This window comes from Bacillus suaedaesalsae, assembly GCF_016890225.1.
Taxonomy (GTDB): Bacteria; Bacillota; Bacilli; order Bacillales; family SA4; genus Bacillus_BS; species Bacillus_BS suaedaesalsae.
The window spans coordinates 1-17639 of sequence record NZ_JAFELM010000040.1; the positions used below are offsets into that span (position 1 = coordinate 1).

18 protein-coding genes and 1 pseudogene are annotated in these 17639 nt (G+C 36.4%); 7 read left to right on the plus strand and 12 right to left on the minus strand.

Annotation, left to right across the window (positions count from 1 at the left end):
* Positions 1-34 precede the first annotated feature (34 nt).
* Together JR050_RS16080 and JR050_RS16085 are read right to left on the minus strand one after the other, a co-directional pair.
* Entirely contained in the window at positions 35-2500 is a 2466-nt protein-coding gene (locus JR050_RS16080; RefSeq protein WP_204204544.1) for a S8 family serine peptidase, read from the minus strand.
* A 276-nt stretch (positions 2501-2776) separates the two neighbouring features.
* Positions 2777-5239, minus strand: coding sequence for a S8 family serine peptidase (locus JR050_RS16085; protein ID WP_346726765.1), 2463 nt, complete (start codon positions 5237-5239; stop codon positions 2777-2779).
* A 494-nt stretch (positions 5240-5733) separates the two neighbouring features.
* Between JR050_RS16085 and JR050_RS16090 the strand changes: the two genes are divergently transcribed.
* Positions 5734-5874: an FbpB family small basic protein gene (locus tag JR050_RS16090; RefSeq protein WP_204204545.1), complete on the plus strand. Its 141-nt coding sequence runs from the start codon at positions 5734-5736 to the stop codon at positions 5872-5874.
* A gap of 42 nt (positions 5875-5916) precedes the next feature.
* On the plus strand, positions 5917-6690 hold the full coding sequence (locus JR050_RS16095; protein ID WP_430392894.1) for a TerC family protein: 774 nt from the start codon (positions 5917-5919) through the stop codon (positions 6688-6690).
* A gap of 104 nt (positions 6691-6794) precedes the next feature.
* On the opposite strand, the gene JR050_RS16100 is transcribed toward JR050_RS16095, so the two are convergent.
* Entirely contained in the window at positions 6795-7436 is a 642-nt protein-coding gene (locus tag JR050_RS16100) for a response regulator (RefSeq protein ID WP_204204547.1), read from the minus strand.
* Positions 7411-9267 (minus strand): sensor histidine kinase, encoded by a 1857-nt coding sequence (locus JR050_RS16105; protein ID WP_239454444.1) that lies wholly within the window; start codon positions 9265-9267, stop codon positions 7411-7413. Before JR050_RS16105 ends, JR050_RS16100 begins: the two co-directional genes overlap by 26 nt.
* Positions 9268-9579: 312 nt before the next feature.
* On the opposite strand from JR050_RS16105, the gene JR050_RS16110 reads away from it, so the two are divergent.
* From JR050_RS16110 to JR050_RS16130, 5 genes are read left to right on the plus strand one after another with little or no spacing between them, the layout of a single operon-like run.
* Positions 9580-9942, plus strand: coding sequence for a hypothetical protein (locus JR050_RS16110; RefSeq protein ID WP_204204549.1), 363 nt, complete (start codon positions 9580-9582; stop codon positions 9940-9942).
* Positions 9943-9995: 53 nt separating this feature from the next.
* Complete coding sequence (locus tag JR050_RS16115; protein WP_204204550.1) at positions 9996-10304, plus strand: hypothetical protein; 309 nt, start codon at positions 9996-9998, stop codon at positions 10302-10304.
* Between the two features lie 46 nt (positions 10305-10350).
* Positions 10351-10560 carry a hypothetical protein gene (locus JR050_RS16120; protein WP_204204551.1) on the plus strand — a complete coding sequence of 70 codons (210 nt, stop codon included), beginning with the start codon at positions 10351-10353 and terminating at the stop codon, positions 10558-10560.
* A 5-nt stretch (positions 10561-10565) separates the two neighbouring features.
* Positions 10566-10958 carry a VOC family protein gene (locus JR050_RS16125; RefSeq protein WP_204204552.1) on the plus strand — a complete coding sequence of 131 codons (393 nt, stop codon included), beginning with the start codon at positions 10566-10568 and terminating at the stop codon, positions 10956-10958.
* Complete coding sequence (locus JR050_RS16130) at positions 10955-11359, plus strand: VOC family protein (protein WP_204204553.1); 405 nt, start codon at positions 10955-10957, stop codon at positions 11357-11359. The genes JR050_RS16125 and JR050_RS16130 overlap by 4 nt, the downstream gene beginning before the upstream one ends.
* Before the next feature lie 331 nt (positions 11360-11690).
* Here JR050_RS16130 and JR050_RS16135 read toward each other — a convergent pair whose 3' ends face one another.
* The 8 genes and pseudogenes from JR050_RS16135 to JR050_RS16170 all read right to left on the minus strand — a co-directional run bounded on the left by JR050_RS16135 (position 11691) and on the right by JR050_RS16170 (position 17517).
* A complete protein-coding gene (locus tag JR050_RS16135) occupies positions 11691-12209 on the minus strand; it encodes a hypothetical protein (RefSeq protein WP_204204554.1) in 519 nt (172 codons plus the stop codon).
* Between the two features lie 58 nt (positions 12210-12267).
* Entirely contained in the window at positions 12268-12591 is a 324-nt protein-coding gene (locus tag JR050_RS16140) for a hypothetical protein (RefSeq protein WP_204204555.1), read from the minus strand.
* Between the two features lie 180 nt (positions 12592-12771).
* Positions 12772-13308 (minus strand): hypothetical protein, encoded by a 537-nt coding sequence (locus JR050_RS16145; protein ID WP_204204556.1) that lies wholly within the window; start codon positions 13306-13308, stop codon positions 12772-12774.
* A gap of 94 nt (positions 13309-13402) precedes the next feature.
* A complete protein-coding gene (locus tag JR050_RS16150; protein ID WP_204204557.1) occupies positions 13403-13984 on the minus strand; it encodes a hypothetical protein in 582 nt (193 codons plus the stop codon).
* 140 nt (positions 13985-14124) lie between these two features.
* Positions 14125-14388, minus strand: a pseudogene (locus JR050_RS16155) (CPCC family cysteine-rich protein).
* A 381-nt stretch (positions 14389-14769) separates the two neighbouring features.
* Entirely contained in the window at positions 14770-15009 is a 240-nt protein-coding gene (locus JR050_RS16160; RefSeq protein ID WP_204204558.1) for a hypothetical protein, read from the minus strand.
* Between the two features lie 407 nt (positions 15010-15416).
* Entirely contained in the window at positions 15417-15725 is a 309-nt protein-coding gene (locus tag JR050_RS16165; RefSeq protein ID WP_346726766.1) for a hypothetical protein, read from the minus strand.
* Between the two features lie 505 nt (positions 15726-16230).
* On the minus strand, positions 16231-17517 hold the full coding sequence (locus JR050_RS16170; protein WP_204201725.1) for an IS110 family RNA-guided transposase: 1287 nt from the start codon (positions 17515-17517) through the stop codon (positions 16231-16233).
* Positions 17518-17639: the final 122 nt, after the last annotated feature.

Below are 17639 nucleotides of genomic sequence, written 5' to 3' on the forward strand. Positions count from 1 at the left end.
AGCAACGGGGGACTGGCCCCCACTCATTACATTCTTATTTTAAATAGGCATTATAATATCTTGTCACCGCAACTGCATAGTCACCTCTTGTTACTTCCTTCGTTGGTGCGAAGGTTGCGTGGACCGTTGGCTTTAGGTCGTATGGTCCTTGGGTAACATTGAAGTAGGCGTTAAGAATGTTTAAGTCTAGTGCGAGTTGAACGTATCCTTTTAATTCATCTGGAATGTTTTGTTCATCTTCTATTTTTAACCTCGTATCTCCATATTGCACAGTAAGTTCCCCAGTTACATCAGCAGCTTCATTTTGCAAGCCTAATGCTTGAACAAGTGAGTAGGCAAGCTCCATTCTTGTTACACTTTCATTTGGAGCAAATGTGCCATTTGCCTTTGGTAGCATTACTCCTTTAAAAATATTCTTCTGATCACGGAAGGCAGCTCCCTTTGCTGTTACTGCTTCTACGAATGCGGCATCTTCAGTTGATACATCTGAAAACGTTGGAGAAGCTGGCAGTGCTTGGCGAATTTCAGCCCCCATTACTAGGTACTGAGCTAATTCACTTCGTTTTAATTTAGCGTCAGGCTTAAAACTGCCATTGCTGTATCCATCTACTAACCGTTCACTTACTGCTGCTTTAATCGCTTCGGCTGCGGGATGACTCTTTAGATCATTTAATCCTGTAAACCCACTTACTTTTGTAAAAGCGAGTGTTCCTTCCACTACTTCTGGAGTAGCGATTGCCACTGGATTTTCTGCTGCACCCTTTAATCCTCGAATCTCGGCTTTCCACGTTCCAGGCATTGGACTTGTAACGGAAACGGTACGGTCGTAATAAAGAGCAAATAATAAACTAACTCCAGAGCTATACTCTGTACCATCTGGGGCTACTAGTACAAGATTAATTGGATTTCCTTCCCCAATTAATCCTTCCCCGTTTACCTTAGCAACTAAGCTTGCTACGCCTTCTTCAACCGTAAATGTGTAAGCATTTTGTGATAGAAGTGTTAACGGATTATACTCTACTGAAAAATCGTTTCTTACCGTTTCACTCTCTACATTACTTGTAAATTCTTGATTTATATTAACGGTTTCACCGTAATTTTTATTTGAAAAAGCTTTATCAACTGCTGCATATGCATTAACATAACCTGCCCCTACTTCCCACGACTCATAGCCTGGCATGTTTGTTGCTGTATCTTGTAAAATTTGTTTAATTTCATCTGGAGATAGCTGTGGGTTCGCTTCTAGTAGTAACGCGACAATTCCAGCAGTATGAGGTGTTGCCATTGAAGTTCCACTCATCACTGTATAATAAGGTAAATAGGCTGTTTCAATCATCTCTGCGTCTGTCTGTGCAGCGAGCAATGTTAAAGGAGACAGAGTCTTCGTTGAAATAATGTCAACACCCGGTGCTGTAACAGTAGGGCGATCCTCCCACGTCCATTCCTTCCCATCCATCGTAAACGTGCCGCCTACTCCCTTTGTTCCTCTTGATGAAAAGTCTGCTAATGTACCATCTTTTTCACCTGCTGCAACAGATATGACCCAAGGTGCTTTTGCATATGGATTATGTGTGTTTTCACCAGGTCCTTCGTTTCCTGCTGCAAATAGAACCGTTATTCCGCGGTCATATGCTGCTTTACTTGCTATGTTAATAGGGTTATAGGGATCAAAGTCACCTGAACTTCCCCATGAGTTTGTGATTACTCGAATGTTGTATTCAGCTTGATGTGTAATTGCATAGTCAAAACCACCAATTCCATCAAGTACAAGCAGTGCTCCTCCAGAACCATATCCAATCAAGTCTGCCCCTGGTGCTACTCCTTCATGCTTTCCAGCTGACATTGCACCCGTTCCACCAACTGAGCCTGCTACGTGAGTTCCGTGTCCTGAGTTTGTGTCTGTATTTACAACACCTTCTGTATAGGAAACCGGAACAAGTCCTTCTGTAATACTGGCTAAGTTCGTACTTCCAAGAACGTTTTGAACAAGGTTACGTCCATATTCAAGATCCTTATGTGTTCCGTCTACCCCGCTATCGTTGACAACCACTCCGATTCCTTTTCCTGTCACAGGTAGACCACCGTTTTGTTTTCTCATTGAGTCATCTGTACGCACTTTATCTACACCTGTTACTTGAGTTGACACATCATTTACAAATTCAAGTTTTTTATTTAAATAGATCGAAAGGACTTCGTCACTATTTCTTAGTTGTTCAATATGAGATTGAGTTGCGACAATCCCGACCATTGGCAGTGACTTCAACGTAACTCCTGTTTTAATCCCTAGTTTTTCTAATAAATTCAGCTGATTAGAAGTTGGGGCACCGTCCGCTTTAAACGTCACAATGACCTCATAAGGACCTTCCTTCGTTGAAAGTGCCTTTTCTAACAAATCATCTACTACAACTCCTACGGATGCATCGACAGCCTTTGGCGTTGCAGAAAACGCTAATGATACGACCATGAGCAACGCCAACACAATACTCGTTAACTTCTTCATACCCAATCCCCTCTCACTTACATATTTTCTTACTACTATTATCTCAAGTTACATATCTATTAGCCTATTCCACAAAGGTTGTAATCTAAGGCTTCCAACAGTACTAATTTACTTCATACAAAAGTAGTATGCTTTAGTACTTTAAAGTAGTGGGGGCCTGTCCCCCATCACTTTAAAGTGATGAAGGGACAGGACCCACTACTTGGATAATAAAAGGCACAAGAGGTTATCAAAGCCAACCCTCTTGTGCCTTCCTATTAATTCGTTTTTCTTTTATTAGTATGCGGCGTGGTATCTAGTGATCGCGACTGCGTAGTCAGCTCGTGTTACGGTGTTAGTTGGTTTGAATGTAGCGGTTACCGTTGGCACTAGGTCGTATGGTCCTTGTGTTACATGAAAATAGGCATTTAGGATATTTAAATCTAATGCTAACTGGACGTAGCCACGTAAATGTGCTGGAACTTGTGATGCATCACTTATTGCTACTCTTTGACCATTATATAAAACAGTTAAATTGTCTCCATTTCTCGCTTCTGCTTCTTGATGTAAGCCTAGGTTTTGGACCAAGCTGTATGCTAGCTCTGCTCGTGATACCGATTGTTTTGGTGAAAACTTTCCATCAGCAGTTGGAAGTATTACTCCCTTTCCTTTATAACCCGTGTCACGAAGAGCTGCTCCTTTTGCTGCTACCGCTTCGGCAAAAGCCACATCCGTTCCCTTTACATCTGTAAAGCTAGATACACCAGATAACGGCAGGTATTGACGAACTCCTGCACCCATTGTTAAATATTTCGCAAAATCAATACGTGTTAACGTATCGTTCGGACGGAAATTACCATCTGCAAAGCTATCTACTAATCTTTCATTCACGGCTGCCTTAATCGCATCTTCAGCCGGATGCCCGGCAATATCATTCAGACCAGTAAATGCTCCTGCCTTTTTCAAGGAAACTTCTCCTTTTATCGTTTCAGGTAAGGCTAACCCATTTACCCCCTCTAACTTTACCTGCCACTTCCCAGCCATCGGAGAAGTCACTTGTGCAGTCCGGTCAGTATATAGAGGGAATAATACAGAGACACCTGAACTTGTCTCCGTTCCATCTGGAGCGACTAATACTAAGTTGACTGGATTGCCCGTTTGCCCTAATAGCCCGGTGGCATTCATTCTGGCTGTGACTTCTGTTACGCCTTCCCCAACTTCGAATTCATACGTGTTTCCCGTTAAATTTAACGGACTATAATCAATCGTGAATGGAGTTCTGTTCGTGCCCGATTCTACTTTTGCGTTAAATGTTTGATTCATGTTTACTGTCGTTCCATAATTACGTGATGTAAAAGCTGCGTCTACGGCTGCATAGGCATTTGCATAACCTGCGCCTACTTCCCACACTTCATAGCCAGACATATTTGTTGCTGTATTTTGGATAATGTCTTTCACTTCTTTCGGTGATAATAATGGATTTGCTTCAAGTATTAACGCAACCATTCCTGCTACATGGGGAGCTGCCATTGAGGTCCCGCTCATCGTTGTGTAATAAGGTAGGTGTGCAGGATCAATAGTATTTACGTCATCCGTAATCCCTAAACTCGATACAGGGGCCACGACTCTAGTCGAAATAATGCCTTCTCCAGGTGCTGTGATCGTCGGTCTGTCTTCCCACTTAAACGTTTCACCATCAACGATCACTTCTCCACCTTTTTCTGCCACTCCACGTGAAGAAAAATCAGTGAGCTTTCCTTGCTTTGTTCCGGCTGCAACTGTAATTACCCATGGTGCCTTTTTATAGTTACCCGTAATTGTCGCTTCGCCTGGTCCTGAATTCCCCGCAGAGAAAACTGTTACAATTCCACGATCATATAGCTTCTTTGTCGCAATATTAATTGGGTCAAACGGATCAAAATCTTTTCCAACATCACTTGTTGAACCCCATGAGTTCGTTATCACACGGATGTTATACTCACTTTGATGTGTAAGTGCATAATCAAATGCACCAATTGTATCAATAATGGCGACTGCAGCTCCAGAACCATAGCCGATAATGTCTGCACCAGGTGCTACACCTTCGTATTTGCCTCCTGACATCTCGCCCGTTCCACCAACAATTCCTGCTACGTGAGTACCATGACCGCCTGTACTGTCCGTATTCGGTACATTTTCTAAGTACGTGATTGGTAACATGCTATCAAGAGCGTGAAGATTAATAGAAGCCATGACGTTTTGCACAACATGTTCTCCGAATTGTAAGTCTGGATGTGTACCGTCAACACCACTGTCGTTAACGACAACACCAACTCCTTTTCCAGATACTGGAGTACCACCATTTAAATTGCGAAATGTATCACTTTTTCGTACTTGATCAACTCCTGTAAGTTCTGTACCCGTTTCATTTTCGTATGTGATTTTCTCATTATCATAAATGGAATAAACTTCAGGATTTTTTGCAAGTTCTTTAATTTGACTTACTGTCGCAACGGCACCAGCAATTGGCAGGTTTTCAAATGTTACTCCCTTTGTAATACCTAAATCCTCAAGTAGCTTTAGTTGCGTACTGCTTGGCGCTCCATCACCCTTAAACGTAACAATAATCTCAATCGGGTCTAGCGCTGTTTCTAATAGTCCATTTAAATCAGGATCAACTTTCACTTCTCCTACTTGAATTTCCGCATTAGAGGTAGGAATTACCGAGAAAAAAGTCGCAACCATTAAAACAAGTGATAGTAAAAAAGCTTTAATTTTCACAAAAACCCTCCTATTTCCGAATTTTCTATCTATTACTTATTATCTATCACGGGTAAGGGGGTATCTATTCTCCTAATGGTGTAAGTTCATTTTACGGATGTACTATTTTCTGTACTACTTAAGTAGTAGTACGCCCGAAATTTCTCTTGGTCCATGAGCACCTTCGTTGAAAAATCGATTCAACAATTGTGTCAAAATTATTAATTATTTCATTATTTATATGAGCAGGGTATTAATAACAATTGACTAAAATCATGCAATGAATTACTATACTCTTATACAGTTCGAATATATCTCCTAAGGGGAGTAGCTTTTACAGCAGAGTCGTCATTTCGGAGAACTAGTTCTCCCGGCTTTGTTGGCAACGTGATGTTGTTAGCAAGACCTTTACTTGAATGAGTAAAGGTCTTTATTATTTTTATGACCTTTACCATTTTGGTAAAGGTTTTTTTACGTATATGGGCTGTTAAACAAGGTGAGAGGAGAAAACAAAAATGAGAAAAGTAAAACTGACATTAAGTCAGCTTATGAAGAAAAATAAAGAAGAGTTACTGCATGATAAATTGCAGATCGAAAAGATTGAAAAACGAGTAGAAGAAAAAATTAGTAACAATAGCGAAAAGCATGCTGTTTAGACAATATGACCTTAAAGGAGGATTCAATCATTGGAAATATCAATGTTGGTAGAATACGGATGGGTTTTATTACTATTAATTGCCATTGAAGGACTATTAGCAGCTGATAATGCTCTTGTTTTAGCGATTATGGTTAAACATCTACCTGAAGAGCAGAGGAAAAGAGCATTATTTTACGGTCTAGCCGGGGCATTTGTTTTTAGATTTGGTTCATTATTTGTCATCTCCTTTCTTGTCAATGTATGGCAGGTTCAAGCGATCGGAGCTCTCTACCTTCTATTCATTGCCCTTAACCATATATTCAGAAAGCTCATTGTAAAAAGAGAGAAAGAAAGTCTAGAGGATGATAAAGAGAAAAAGAAGTCTGGTTTTTGGTCGACTGTTTTTAAAGTAGAATTAGCAGATATTGCATTTGCTGTTGATTCAATCCTAGCAGCAGTTGCATTAGCCGTGACTTTACCAAATACAAACCTTCCTCAAATAGGAGGACTGGATGGGGGTAAGTTCCTAGTCATCTTTGCAGGAGGATTAATAGGATTAATCATCATGCGCTTTGCAGCTAATTTCTTTGTTACGTTACTCCATAAAAAACCTGGCCTAGAAATCGCTGCCTTTACGATTGTAGGTTGGGTTGGTGTGAAACTGTCTGTATATACATTATCTCACCCTGAACTAGCTATTTTACCGGAGGGATTTGCGAAGTCACCTGAATGGAAAATTACGTTTTATGTCGTGCTGATCTTAATTGCTTTAGCTGGCTGGTTTTTATCAAAAGAGAAAACAGAGGATTCCTCTGTTATAAATATGAAACATTAATTAAATTGCCTTAGCCTGAAAAAACGCTTCGTGAAAATAACCCGAAGCGTTTTCTTTATTTCATTACTGAGTTAAAATGATTAGGCATTTCCTTTGGAACGTACCTACTCTGGAAAATTTACTAACTGATGCTGCACAGCATAAATGACAACCTGCGAACGGCTTTTTACATTTAGCTTTTTAAAGATTTTGCTTACATGAATTTTGACTGTTTTATCACTAATAAATAGTTTATCTGCAATTTCCTTATTACTTAGTCCTTCTACTAAACATTGAAGCACTTCTTTTTCACGCTCTGTTAACGCATTTTCATTCTCTTCTTGTTTCTTTTGTTGATGTAAGTTTAATAGTTTCTTCGTCATCGAGGGATGGATGACACTTTCTCCACGGGCTACCGAGCGAATCGCGTCGATGACTTGGTCAAACGGAGCATCCTTTAACAAATATCCATCTGCCCCTTCTCGAATGGCTGCTAAGAAGTATTCATCATGGTTATGCATCGTTAACACGAGAATTTTAATTTCAGGATATAGCTTCTTTAATATCCCGGTTACTTCCACACCGTTCATTCGAGGCATATTAATATCCATGAGCACAACATCAGGGTTACATTCTCCAATGTTCCCGATTGCATCTTCACCAGAAACAGCTTCACCGACTACTTGGATATCCTCTTCTATTTCTAACAAATTCCTTAGACCATCCCGTAAAATGGCATGGTCATCCACTAGCATGAGCTTGATCATCTTCTATTCCCCCTTCAACACCCATCTTTGGTACGACAACCGATATCTCTGTTCCTGCTTCCTGTTTACTATCAATTTGTAAGGACGCACCTATCTTTTCCACTGCATCATTCATTTGGATAATTCCGAAATGTGGTTCTCTTTGTGCTTTTTTCATTGCTTCTAATAATGAAAATCCTACTCCGTTATCTTTTATTTTTAATAATATATGTTCCTTTTGATGACTTAATAAAACTTCTACCTTTGTTGCTTTTGCATGCTTCACTGTATTTTGTACACTTTCCTGAAAGGTGTCGAATAGTATTTTTTCAACCATTGAGCTGATATGCTCGACTTTCCCTCTTTCTTCAAACGTGAAATCAAGTCCTGTTTCGATTTCGAAAGCTTTTATTCGCTTCTTTATCGCATTCTGAAGTCCGACTCGTTCTGTTGGATACGGTCTCAGTGCATATATTGATTGACGAACTTGTTTTAAACTACCTCGTAATTTATCCATACTATCTGTTAGGAGTGCGTATGTTTCCTCTGGTGATTTCTCCCACTTACGCTGCGCTGTCTCTAGCTTCATTAACGCCCCTGCAATCGTTTGGGCAACACCATCATGTATATCACGAGCAATGCGATTGCGTTCTTCTAATAAACTACGTTTCTCATTATCCCTAATAAGCATTCTTGTTTTCATGATAACTGCAAGTTGATTGGCAATCGTTGCGATTGTTCTAAGGTCATCTGCATTGAAGCTTTTTCTCCTGCTTCTCGCGACGATTAGTACACCGAGCGTTTCTTGATCTATTACTAATGGAGCATATATAAAGCTTCGTAGATTACTAGCAAAAAATCCATCTGCCGGTCCTTTTTCCCTTCTATTATCTACTATACTATATGGCCTTTTTAATTCCTTAAACATTTGACTCATTTCGTCCGTAACATTTCCATTAGCTGCAATGCCACCATCACCGAAGTTCATCGTCCAGTTGCCATTTTCATATGTCCATAATAATGACGCTTCTACATCAATAATTTCATGAAAGCTGGCTTTAAAGTCATCCAGCCATTCAGTTGTTGGTAATAGCTTATTTAATGCTGTCGTTAACGAAAATAAAGCCTTTAATCGAACTCGTTCTTTTTTTATTTTCATAATTGCTGAAGTTAACAGGGCCAATCCAATTAATGGTGAGAAGAAAAAGAAGAAAGAAAACACATCAATTTCTCCACGGTTTTGGCTTCCTAATATTAAGAAAAAGCAGCCGTACGAAAAAGCGATGATGCTACTGCTAAGTTCTGATAGAAATTTTTGTTTCCAGTCCTGAAATGTATAGGGCTGCGGGCGAAGTAACAATACAATATCTACCAATAAGTTATTAATTACATAAAAGAAAAAGGTCATGAGGAAAAGTTCACTTACGTATGTAAAAAACTGATTCACATTCACAAAGACATCCACAATTGCACTAGCTAACCCAACAGCAAGTGTAAAGCTTAACACCAATTGTGCCGGATTGAAGCTTACGATTCGAAAGGGTCTCCGGTCAATGAGGTTGCCAATAAAGATGATAAGCGCATAACTTACCATTGCAAGCGGCAATCCATAAATAAAATATAAAACATACACAACTGGAAAGCTGATGGTCGAAAACCCTTTCCATACTGGCATTGGAAAGTACTCACAAATTCCAATTAATAGGATGAATAGAGAGAAAATCCAAAGCTCTTTAATTGGATCAATCTGTGTTGTTTGATACAGAACATAAAGCCAGCCTATTATCGAGATTGTTAAAATATATAACCTTGAAGGACGTTCGGTTTTAGGTAGTAGTGAAAAGCTCTTCAAAGCCATCTCCCCCACACTTTATTTTAATATTCAGTCAATTACTATCGTACCTTATTTTGTTACGATTTCATAGAAAAACCCAAACTGGTCGAATGGCAAAGCACTAACCAATTTGGGCAAACCAGAAATGGTTTACATATAAGTGTGCCAAACATGGACGTGGAATACCATTCTTCAAAAGGCTTATTATAACTAGTTCCAAAGTATTATATTTTCAGATTTTGGAAAATTCATACAGTCGACACCATTCTACAAACTTCTCATTTTTCTATTGTTACTATTTAAATATATAGAGATATCGGGGGGATTTTTTTGGATTACATTACACCACTGAAAGAAAAGATTATTGCGGTACCAAATATTCGTATCAACGATAAGCTGAAGCATTTCTTTTCTGTATTTTTACTTCAGTCTATTATTTTTCTGATTTGGACACCATTTGCGCTAGCGGTTCCTGCGTTTCTTTTTGTTCAAAGCTTCGATGCAGCATCCTTTATGAAAGGGCTTGTTTTATTTATTACAGGTGCTCTTTTATTAAGTACATGGTCTTTTGTTTCTGGTTTGTTTATGTATGCTGTAACTGAACCGAAAACGAAGCCACGCTATATCGCACTTTTATGGGGAATTGTTCTTATTGGAACATTTATTACATGGATTGTTTTTTTCAATAAATAATCGTTCTTTTTTCCTATTTTCATGATAATCTACTAATAAAAGGAGGGAAAAAGTTGAAGACTTCGACGATTTTGAAATGGGTTTCAGGTGGTTTAGAAGCATTTTTAGGTATTCCGGTTATAGGTGGAGCAGTTGTTTTATCACTAGCATGGACGCCATTATTCTTTATGTTAATTTTACATATTGTCACATTAGTTCTTTGTTCAAAAGAAAACGAAAAGAAACATGGTAGCATTTTAGGAATTGTCACATCTGCAATCGGATGGATTCCAGTCGTTGGCATGATTATGCACATTGTCACTGCTGTCGTGTTAATGGTCGATGCTGCAAAAGGGTCGAATGAATCTAGCGTACAGCACTAATTAAAGCACCCCTTTGGGTGTTTTTTTCAAAAAAAGGTGGTTCAATATGAAGCATTTCTTTAGTAGGTATTCGCATTGGTTAGCACTTGTTATTATTGGATTTAATTTTTTCTCCATGTTCATTAACCGGAAAACTACTACCCCTGATATTATTGCCGTAATCTTTGGCGCAATTGGGTTAGTGGGAATTGCATTTCTCGCATATTATGTAGAAAAACAAATACGGAAGAAAAGCAATGAAAATAAAGGCAGGTGATTTTCATGGTTTATGAAATGACGTTTCAGTTTCAAGTCGCTGACTTTAAGAGTGGCGTCACTTGGTATTCAATACTCTTAAATCGTAAACCTGATTTTACCGCTCATGACGGATTTGCTGAGTGGGAGTTACTACCTGGTTGCTGGCTACAAATCGCTCATGGCCATCCTTCTGGAAATAGTGGTCCACTTCGTTTAGGGGTATTTTCGATCGAAGAAGAGCGAGATCGGATGGTAAAGGAATTTGGTATCGAATTCTTCGATATTCAGTCAAGAGAAGAAGTTCCCGTAAAATGGGCAACCTTTTCAGACCCATGGGGTAATCGAATCGGATTCTTTGAATACATAGATGAAGGTGAAAAACAAAATAAAATCAACGATAGGGAGAGAATAAAGTGACTGTATTACGAGTTGGGACAACGTATATTCCTGTTACAAATGTTGGGGAAAGCGCTGACTGGTATGTAAACAAACTTGGCGCAGTATTGAACTATATCGATGCTGACAAAGCAATTTTAGATTTAGCCAATCAAGCATTCTTTCTTGTAAAATCACGTGATGGTCAAAGTGCTAACTTTATAGATTATGAGGGCAAAGAACGTTTTTCTTTAACGTTTGAAGTCGATGGACTGGAAGCTCTTACAAAATACCAACAAGACCTTATGAAGAATGAGGTAAGAGTTGGAGAGATAGAAGATCGTGGACACGCTGGAAACAACTTTGTTTTTTATGATATAGATGGCAATATGTTTGATGTGTGGAGCGAGTTAAGTCCGACCTTTAAGGAGAAGTATTTATAGGAGGCAGGGACATAAATATTTCAACCAATGATAAACCCAAACTATTAGTCGATATTTAAATGCATCTTTCACTTAATAGTTCGGGTTCACCACAAGGAGTGAAAACTAAAAAACACGTCAATTACAGTGTAAATAACAGGACAATTAGCAAGGTATTAAACACTAAAATAGCTAAGGAAAAAGCAAGGAAACTTTAGATTATCCTTGCTTTTTTTATATTTCATACTAATCGTCTCTTCTTTAACTAAAGCCCCCGTTAGTTTAAGTGAAGGGTTTCACAAAGTTATTAATTTAAATAAAAAGAGCTGTATGTTTCAGCTCTTTTTTGGGGTTACAACTTCGTATATTCACCTAATTCTTCTTTCCATTCACCACTTATCCATCGGGATAGATTTAGTTGTTTCTCAAATTCAGTAATAATCTCCTCTAAATCCTCACTGTTCATGACTTCAAGAGGAATTGTAATACCAAATTCATTTTCTATATATCTGATGCTTCCCTTCTCATCATTTGAGAAATAATACTCATCTCCATAAGAAAGGAATGCAACTTCATTTCCCTGCATAATCATTTGTATTTCAAGTAGATCATCATCAAAATAATTAAATGCTAATGTAACACATCCAGTTATAGCTTTATTAATAAGCCTTGATACTTGAAACATATCAATTGAATAAGACGAACCTAATAAAACTGTATAATCATTGTAAGTTTTATAATAGTATTTATTAAAGATATAGCCTAATGGATTTGCCTTTAGTTCATATTTTTTCAGTTCACTTTTAATTTGTTGTTTATACTCTTCAAAGTCATCTGTTTTGATTAAAATGTTATTAAACTTTGTACCCAATTAGATCCTCCTACAAAAAATTAAACTGAATTCAGTTATTATATTTAATTATTGTTAATTAAATTTGAATTATATTTATCTTTTTTAACTCGTCATTATTATGATTAAAATAAATACTAAGATGCTCTAGATACATCCTTGCAATGTCTGTTTCGTTCTTTGTTTTTACTACTTCAATATCAATAGTAATCCTGTTCTCGCTATCATTTGTCGAGAAAGAAATTAATTTAAATGGTCTAAAAAATTTATTATTCTTTTCGTACTCCCATTGTTTACTAAATGACTCTCCTGAATAAACCTTATCATACTCGTCAATAGGAACATTAAGGAATATCTCAACCCTATACCGTTTTCCTTCCTCAAAAGTTATAGTTGTATCCAACTTAGCAGCCTCCATAAAATTACTCAACTTTCTTTATGCTCCTGTTTCAACATACTATTTACTATATCTATGTATCATTCTTTATTTGGACTGAATCCAAACTCTGTTGTTCTTTAGTGTTGATCAATTGACCAATTAAAGGGAAACCATTTACTTAAGGTTTCCCTGTTTTAAAAAAACTTAAGGTGTTTGCAAATAAGTATCCATAGAAGATAATGTGAATTTTGAATCGAGTAACTTATTTAATTTTATTTCATTATTGTTTTGTTGAAGAACATATTGCACCCTAGTTTCTATCTCAGAACTAAACAAATACGTCTCAACAAGGTCTATCCCATTTGTGCATCTAAATACAAAAGCATCATTGTCTGGGTCTTCATTTAGCCTATATACTTCGCCAGTGAATTGCTGTAACCCTTTCTGGATTACACGCCTTTCATCATCTAATTGATATTCGTATTTTATTGAAATAATCGTATCTTTTTTAGTTGAGATAGTAGCAGCTATTGAACTAAATGTTGAATGGTCTAATAAGTAGAAGCTATGTTTCTCTTTCGTCTTCAACTTTGTTGAGTTTTTGGGATTTCCTAGTAAGTCTGTTACCAACTTAAATTCATCACCTAAACCAATATTGAAAAATTCGATTCTATTTTTTTCAACATTATATGAAAAAGAATGACTACGTTCTCTTAAAATCTCAACACCTATACCAAGCATTGCTTTAACTCCTTTTGATAAACTATTGTAATTTATTTAATATTCATTAATATATATTTCTTTTTAACCTTTTCCTTTAGTGAAAGAAAATCCGTTAATCACGGGATTCGATTTTCAACTGTTTTAACAATTTATTAAATTGATGTATTTCCTCTAATCCTGGGAATTTATCTAATAAGAATAAAAGAAATTCCTTAATACTCTCGATAGAACCCTCAATAAAATTCTTCTTGTCTACAATACTAATTTTGGAGCTATGTATTTTTGAGACCTTTTTTCCATCGTACCAAGTATTTTCATCATCTTCGCAAAACAAGCCATTTAATATAGCAAATTTTATAGTTTCACTATTTATTTCACATACAATTGATTTACTAATTTGACCAGTGTGTTCACTTATAATCACTTTCTTTGCCCCATTATTGATTTGATCTATCGAATCTAAAATTGCCTCAACGAAAGGGAATATCGGGACTGTAATTCCTTCTTGGGAAATAGACGATGTACCACGGTAAAATTCGTTTATATAAGATGTCTTGAGGTTTTGAAAGTAAGAGACATTATCGACTAGTATATTTAGTAGTCCCCAAATGTGATACTCTTCAAGTTTTTCCTTAAATACCTCTAAAACATTACAATTATCTTCTATTCTAAAAACAAATTTAAACTTTGACATACCTTTCCCCTTTATATAAAGTTCCTTTTTCTTTGTGATTATTATGTTCAACAAAAAATGCAGCAAACCTTCTTGGCTTACTGCATTTTTTATTCAAATTACTTTAAATTATCCTGCCCTAAAGCTGTATAACGTTAAAATTATAAAGGTCTCCACATAGGATCCTTTTCGTCTTTTTCATTAGGTTTTTTTACAAATTCGATACACCTTTCTTCGCAAGCCCCATACTCAATTTAATTCTTTTGAGCTTGCCTTAATGAAGGTATATTAGCCCCACCTTCATAATCTGGATCTTCAAACTGAATTCCATCGTCTTCCCAAAAACAAATACTACAAATATCATAGGTTCCAGGTGGTTCTTCATCTAATGTTTTATAGCCGCAGCAAGGACATGTATATTTCATAGTTTCTACTTTTTATTCCTCTTTACCTAACCTTCCCCGTTTGTTGAATAAGAGCTTATTCCTTATTTTTCGTTTCATCAGATTTTAATTTGGCTATTTCGTATATGCATAATAAAGAAAGGAAGATTGCAAATAAGATAGTTAAAGTCATATTGCTTAAATCATAAAAGTATTTAACAGTTAAAACGATAACCAAATATACTGTTGTAAATAAAACTCTATTATACTTCTTAAACATTATAATCCTCCGTAAAGACAATCTGAACGGTTACTCCACTTCTTAAATTAAATAGTATCTTCTTTTGCTATTCTTCTCTCTTTACTTCAAGAAGTTGATGCGAAAATTCTGCATGGATCAACGCATCCTTTAGTTGATTAATATTATTTATTTGCTGTGTACTTTTTATATCGATTTTCTGTATATAACCAAGTACCTGTTCCAAAAAAAATACCGAATATTATTGCAGTTATTATATACTCTTGTATATTTCCGAGCTCTCTATCTATGAAAAAGTCTAAACCTACTTTTCCTAATGTAAAGCCTATCCCACCTAAAAAAATACCTTGGAAGAGAATAAACTTCCATTTACCTTTTTTTCGAGTTTCTCTCCATTTATTCATGAACTTATCTTCTTTAGAAATAATAATCACCCACTATTTTAAATTGTCAATTTTCCATATTAAATCATTAACTACTTCTAGATACTTCTCCATTAGTTCAATAAATTCTATAAAAAAAGCGTCAATCCTGCTTAGATCAACGCATCAGTTTGTAAAATAAATTTGTTATTTAAGTAAGAAAGATAAAATAGGTAATAAAATACATAGTACAATTAGACTCTGAATTAAAGTTAGTACAATGTCTTTTTTCCAAGTGTTCTTTTGAGGATAACGATAGTAAAGTCGTTGGAAAACAAGTAAGAATCCCCACCAAATCAGTAAACTTAAAAAGAATTGACTAAAGTCATCATAAAGCAATATTAACCCTCCTCTTTGATGCTAGTATATTGACTCACGTCCACTTTAGCTTAATAAAATTTCGAAACGTTTTTACAATGTTTTTTTAATTCACTTAAAGTAAACAAATTTGTAAGAGGAAATTCGTTAGATGCTTCTTTTGAATAAGTTAAATGAACAACAGCATATTTTTGTATCTCACTTATCCAATATACAACATCATCATTATCTTCTCTTCTAGCCACCGCTTCAGCTTTTAATCCGAATAAGATGTGATCTGGTGAAATTTCTTTTTTTAACTCCTCATCAAGAGTTGCTGACATTTTACTATCAATTAACCACCAAGGTTCATCCATAAATTCTTTTAATAAATCATTCACTTGGGAATTCACCTCTGTCTAATACTCTTTTTTTTATAATTCTATTGTTTTGTCTATCATATCTTCTTCAACTATCCTCCCTCTATATAGAAAGGTAAATCTCTCGATTTCTCGTTTTTTCTCACGATTTCATAGTCATCCATATTTAATAGACTTTAATAACATGGGATAAAGTTGTATTTTAGTTAAATTTTGGAGTTGAGAAGCAAAAAAGACTGTAGGTACCCAAGCCACCTTAATCCAAAAGGTGGAAATCCAGTTAAAGTATGGTCGCACTGGTGGATGTCTACATTTCTCATGGAGGTCAACCCTCCCATATCTCACAGAGTCTATGCTCCAAAATTCCTTCGTCCAACCTTTCCATGAGGTAGATGTCAGTTATGCTTCCCGACAGGATCTATGTCCGTATTTTAGTTGTTTTACTGACTAATCCGTGCTTCAAATGTCTATTAATTATTGAGATTAACTACTATAAAAGCATGATTTATACGTTATATCGAGAATTCTAAGCTACTTTTGGCAATTCAGCCATATGAGGAATATCCTTCAACATTCTTTCTTCACTAAACACAAATTGTTTCTTACCTATTGCAAATAACACTCGTATCAATTTATTACATAAAGCGATCAGTGACTGCATCTTTTTTAATGGATTATCAGGTCGCTTTGTATAGTATTCATGTAAGGCTTTAAAAGCAGAATTCTTAGCTACAAGGGGCATAATGACTCTAAACAAAAGGGCTCTTAGGTTTCTCCTGCCTCTTTTGGTTATTCTGGTTTGTCCCTTATGTTTTCCTGATGTGTGTTCCATCAAGCTTAATCCTGCAAGTTTAATGATTTGCCTTGGATGTGAGTAATAACGTAAATCTCCAATCTCTGCAAAGAACCCAGCTATCGTATCTTTTCCTATCCCAGTAATCGCTAGCATTTGGTGCACTCCTGGTATTTGTTCTAATAGCTCGTCCCTTTTAACCTCTAGTTGTTCAAACTTTTTAGTAATGAGTTCATACTTATCTAACAACGTGCTTAACTCTAATTTGGCCAAATCTGAACCCTCACGGATTCCGATTGAAACGCCGGCCACCTTCTTTAATTCTTTTATTCTACTTATACCCACTGCACGTTTTGCAGCTTTCCTAATATGAGCTAATAACTCTTGATCAGGGAGTTCAGCTAACTCATGTGGTAGTAGATTTAGCTTTAATATTTGTAGAGCAGAAAGCCCCTCCCAATCTTTAAAGACTGTTAGGAATTCAGGGAAATATCGGTCAATCCAATTGTGAATTTGCCCTTGTACCGCTTGTAGGTCGACGGATAATTGATCGCGTATTTTTCTAGCGATTCTAAGATCGGCATATATTCCTTCTGGAATATTAGGTTCAGCGTATCTTCCGTCTTTCACTAATTGGGCAATGACCTTTGCATCTTTCACATCATTCTTAGTTGGGGAATTATCATCTAATTCCTTTGTCTTCTTAACATGAGCTGGATTGACAACTACTAACTTGAAGTCAGTACCCTTTAGATAATGGGCTAAATTTAGCCAGTAGTGTCCAGTAGGTTCAACACCAATGATTACTTTATTCATGTTTTGTTGATCCTGTATCTCTTTAATCCATTCAACAAATCTATCAAAACTATCTCTCGCATTTCCAAAGTATAGAGGTTTACCAAACTCCAAACCTCTATAGTCCTGCGCACGAGCTACGTGCTTGAATTTCGCAATATCAACACCTATAATTAGTGTTTGAGAAGTAATTTGAGCAATCTTATTATTTTGGTTATAATTCATTTTGAAAGCCTCCTGGAATATATGATTTGTCCTTTTTGCCGGCAAGCTTAGGACACTTATATCATACCAAGAGGTTATTTTTATGTTCAAATGCCATTTTTAATCATTACAGGAATGCTTCC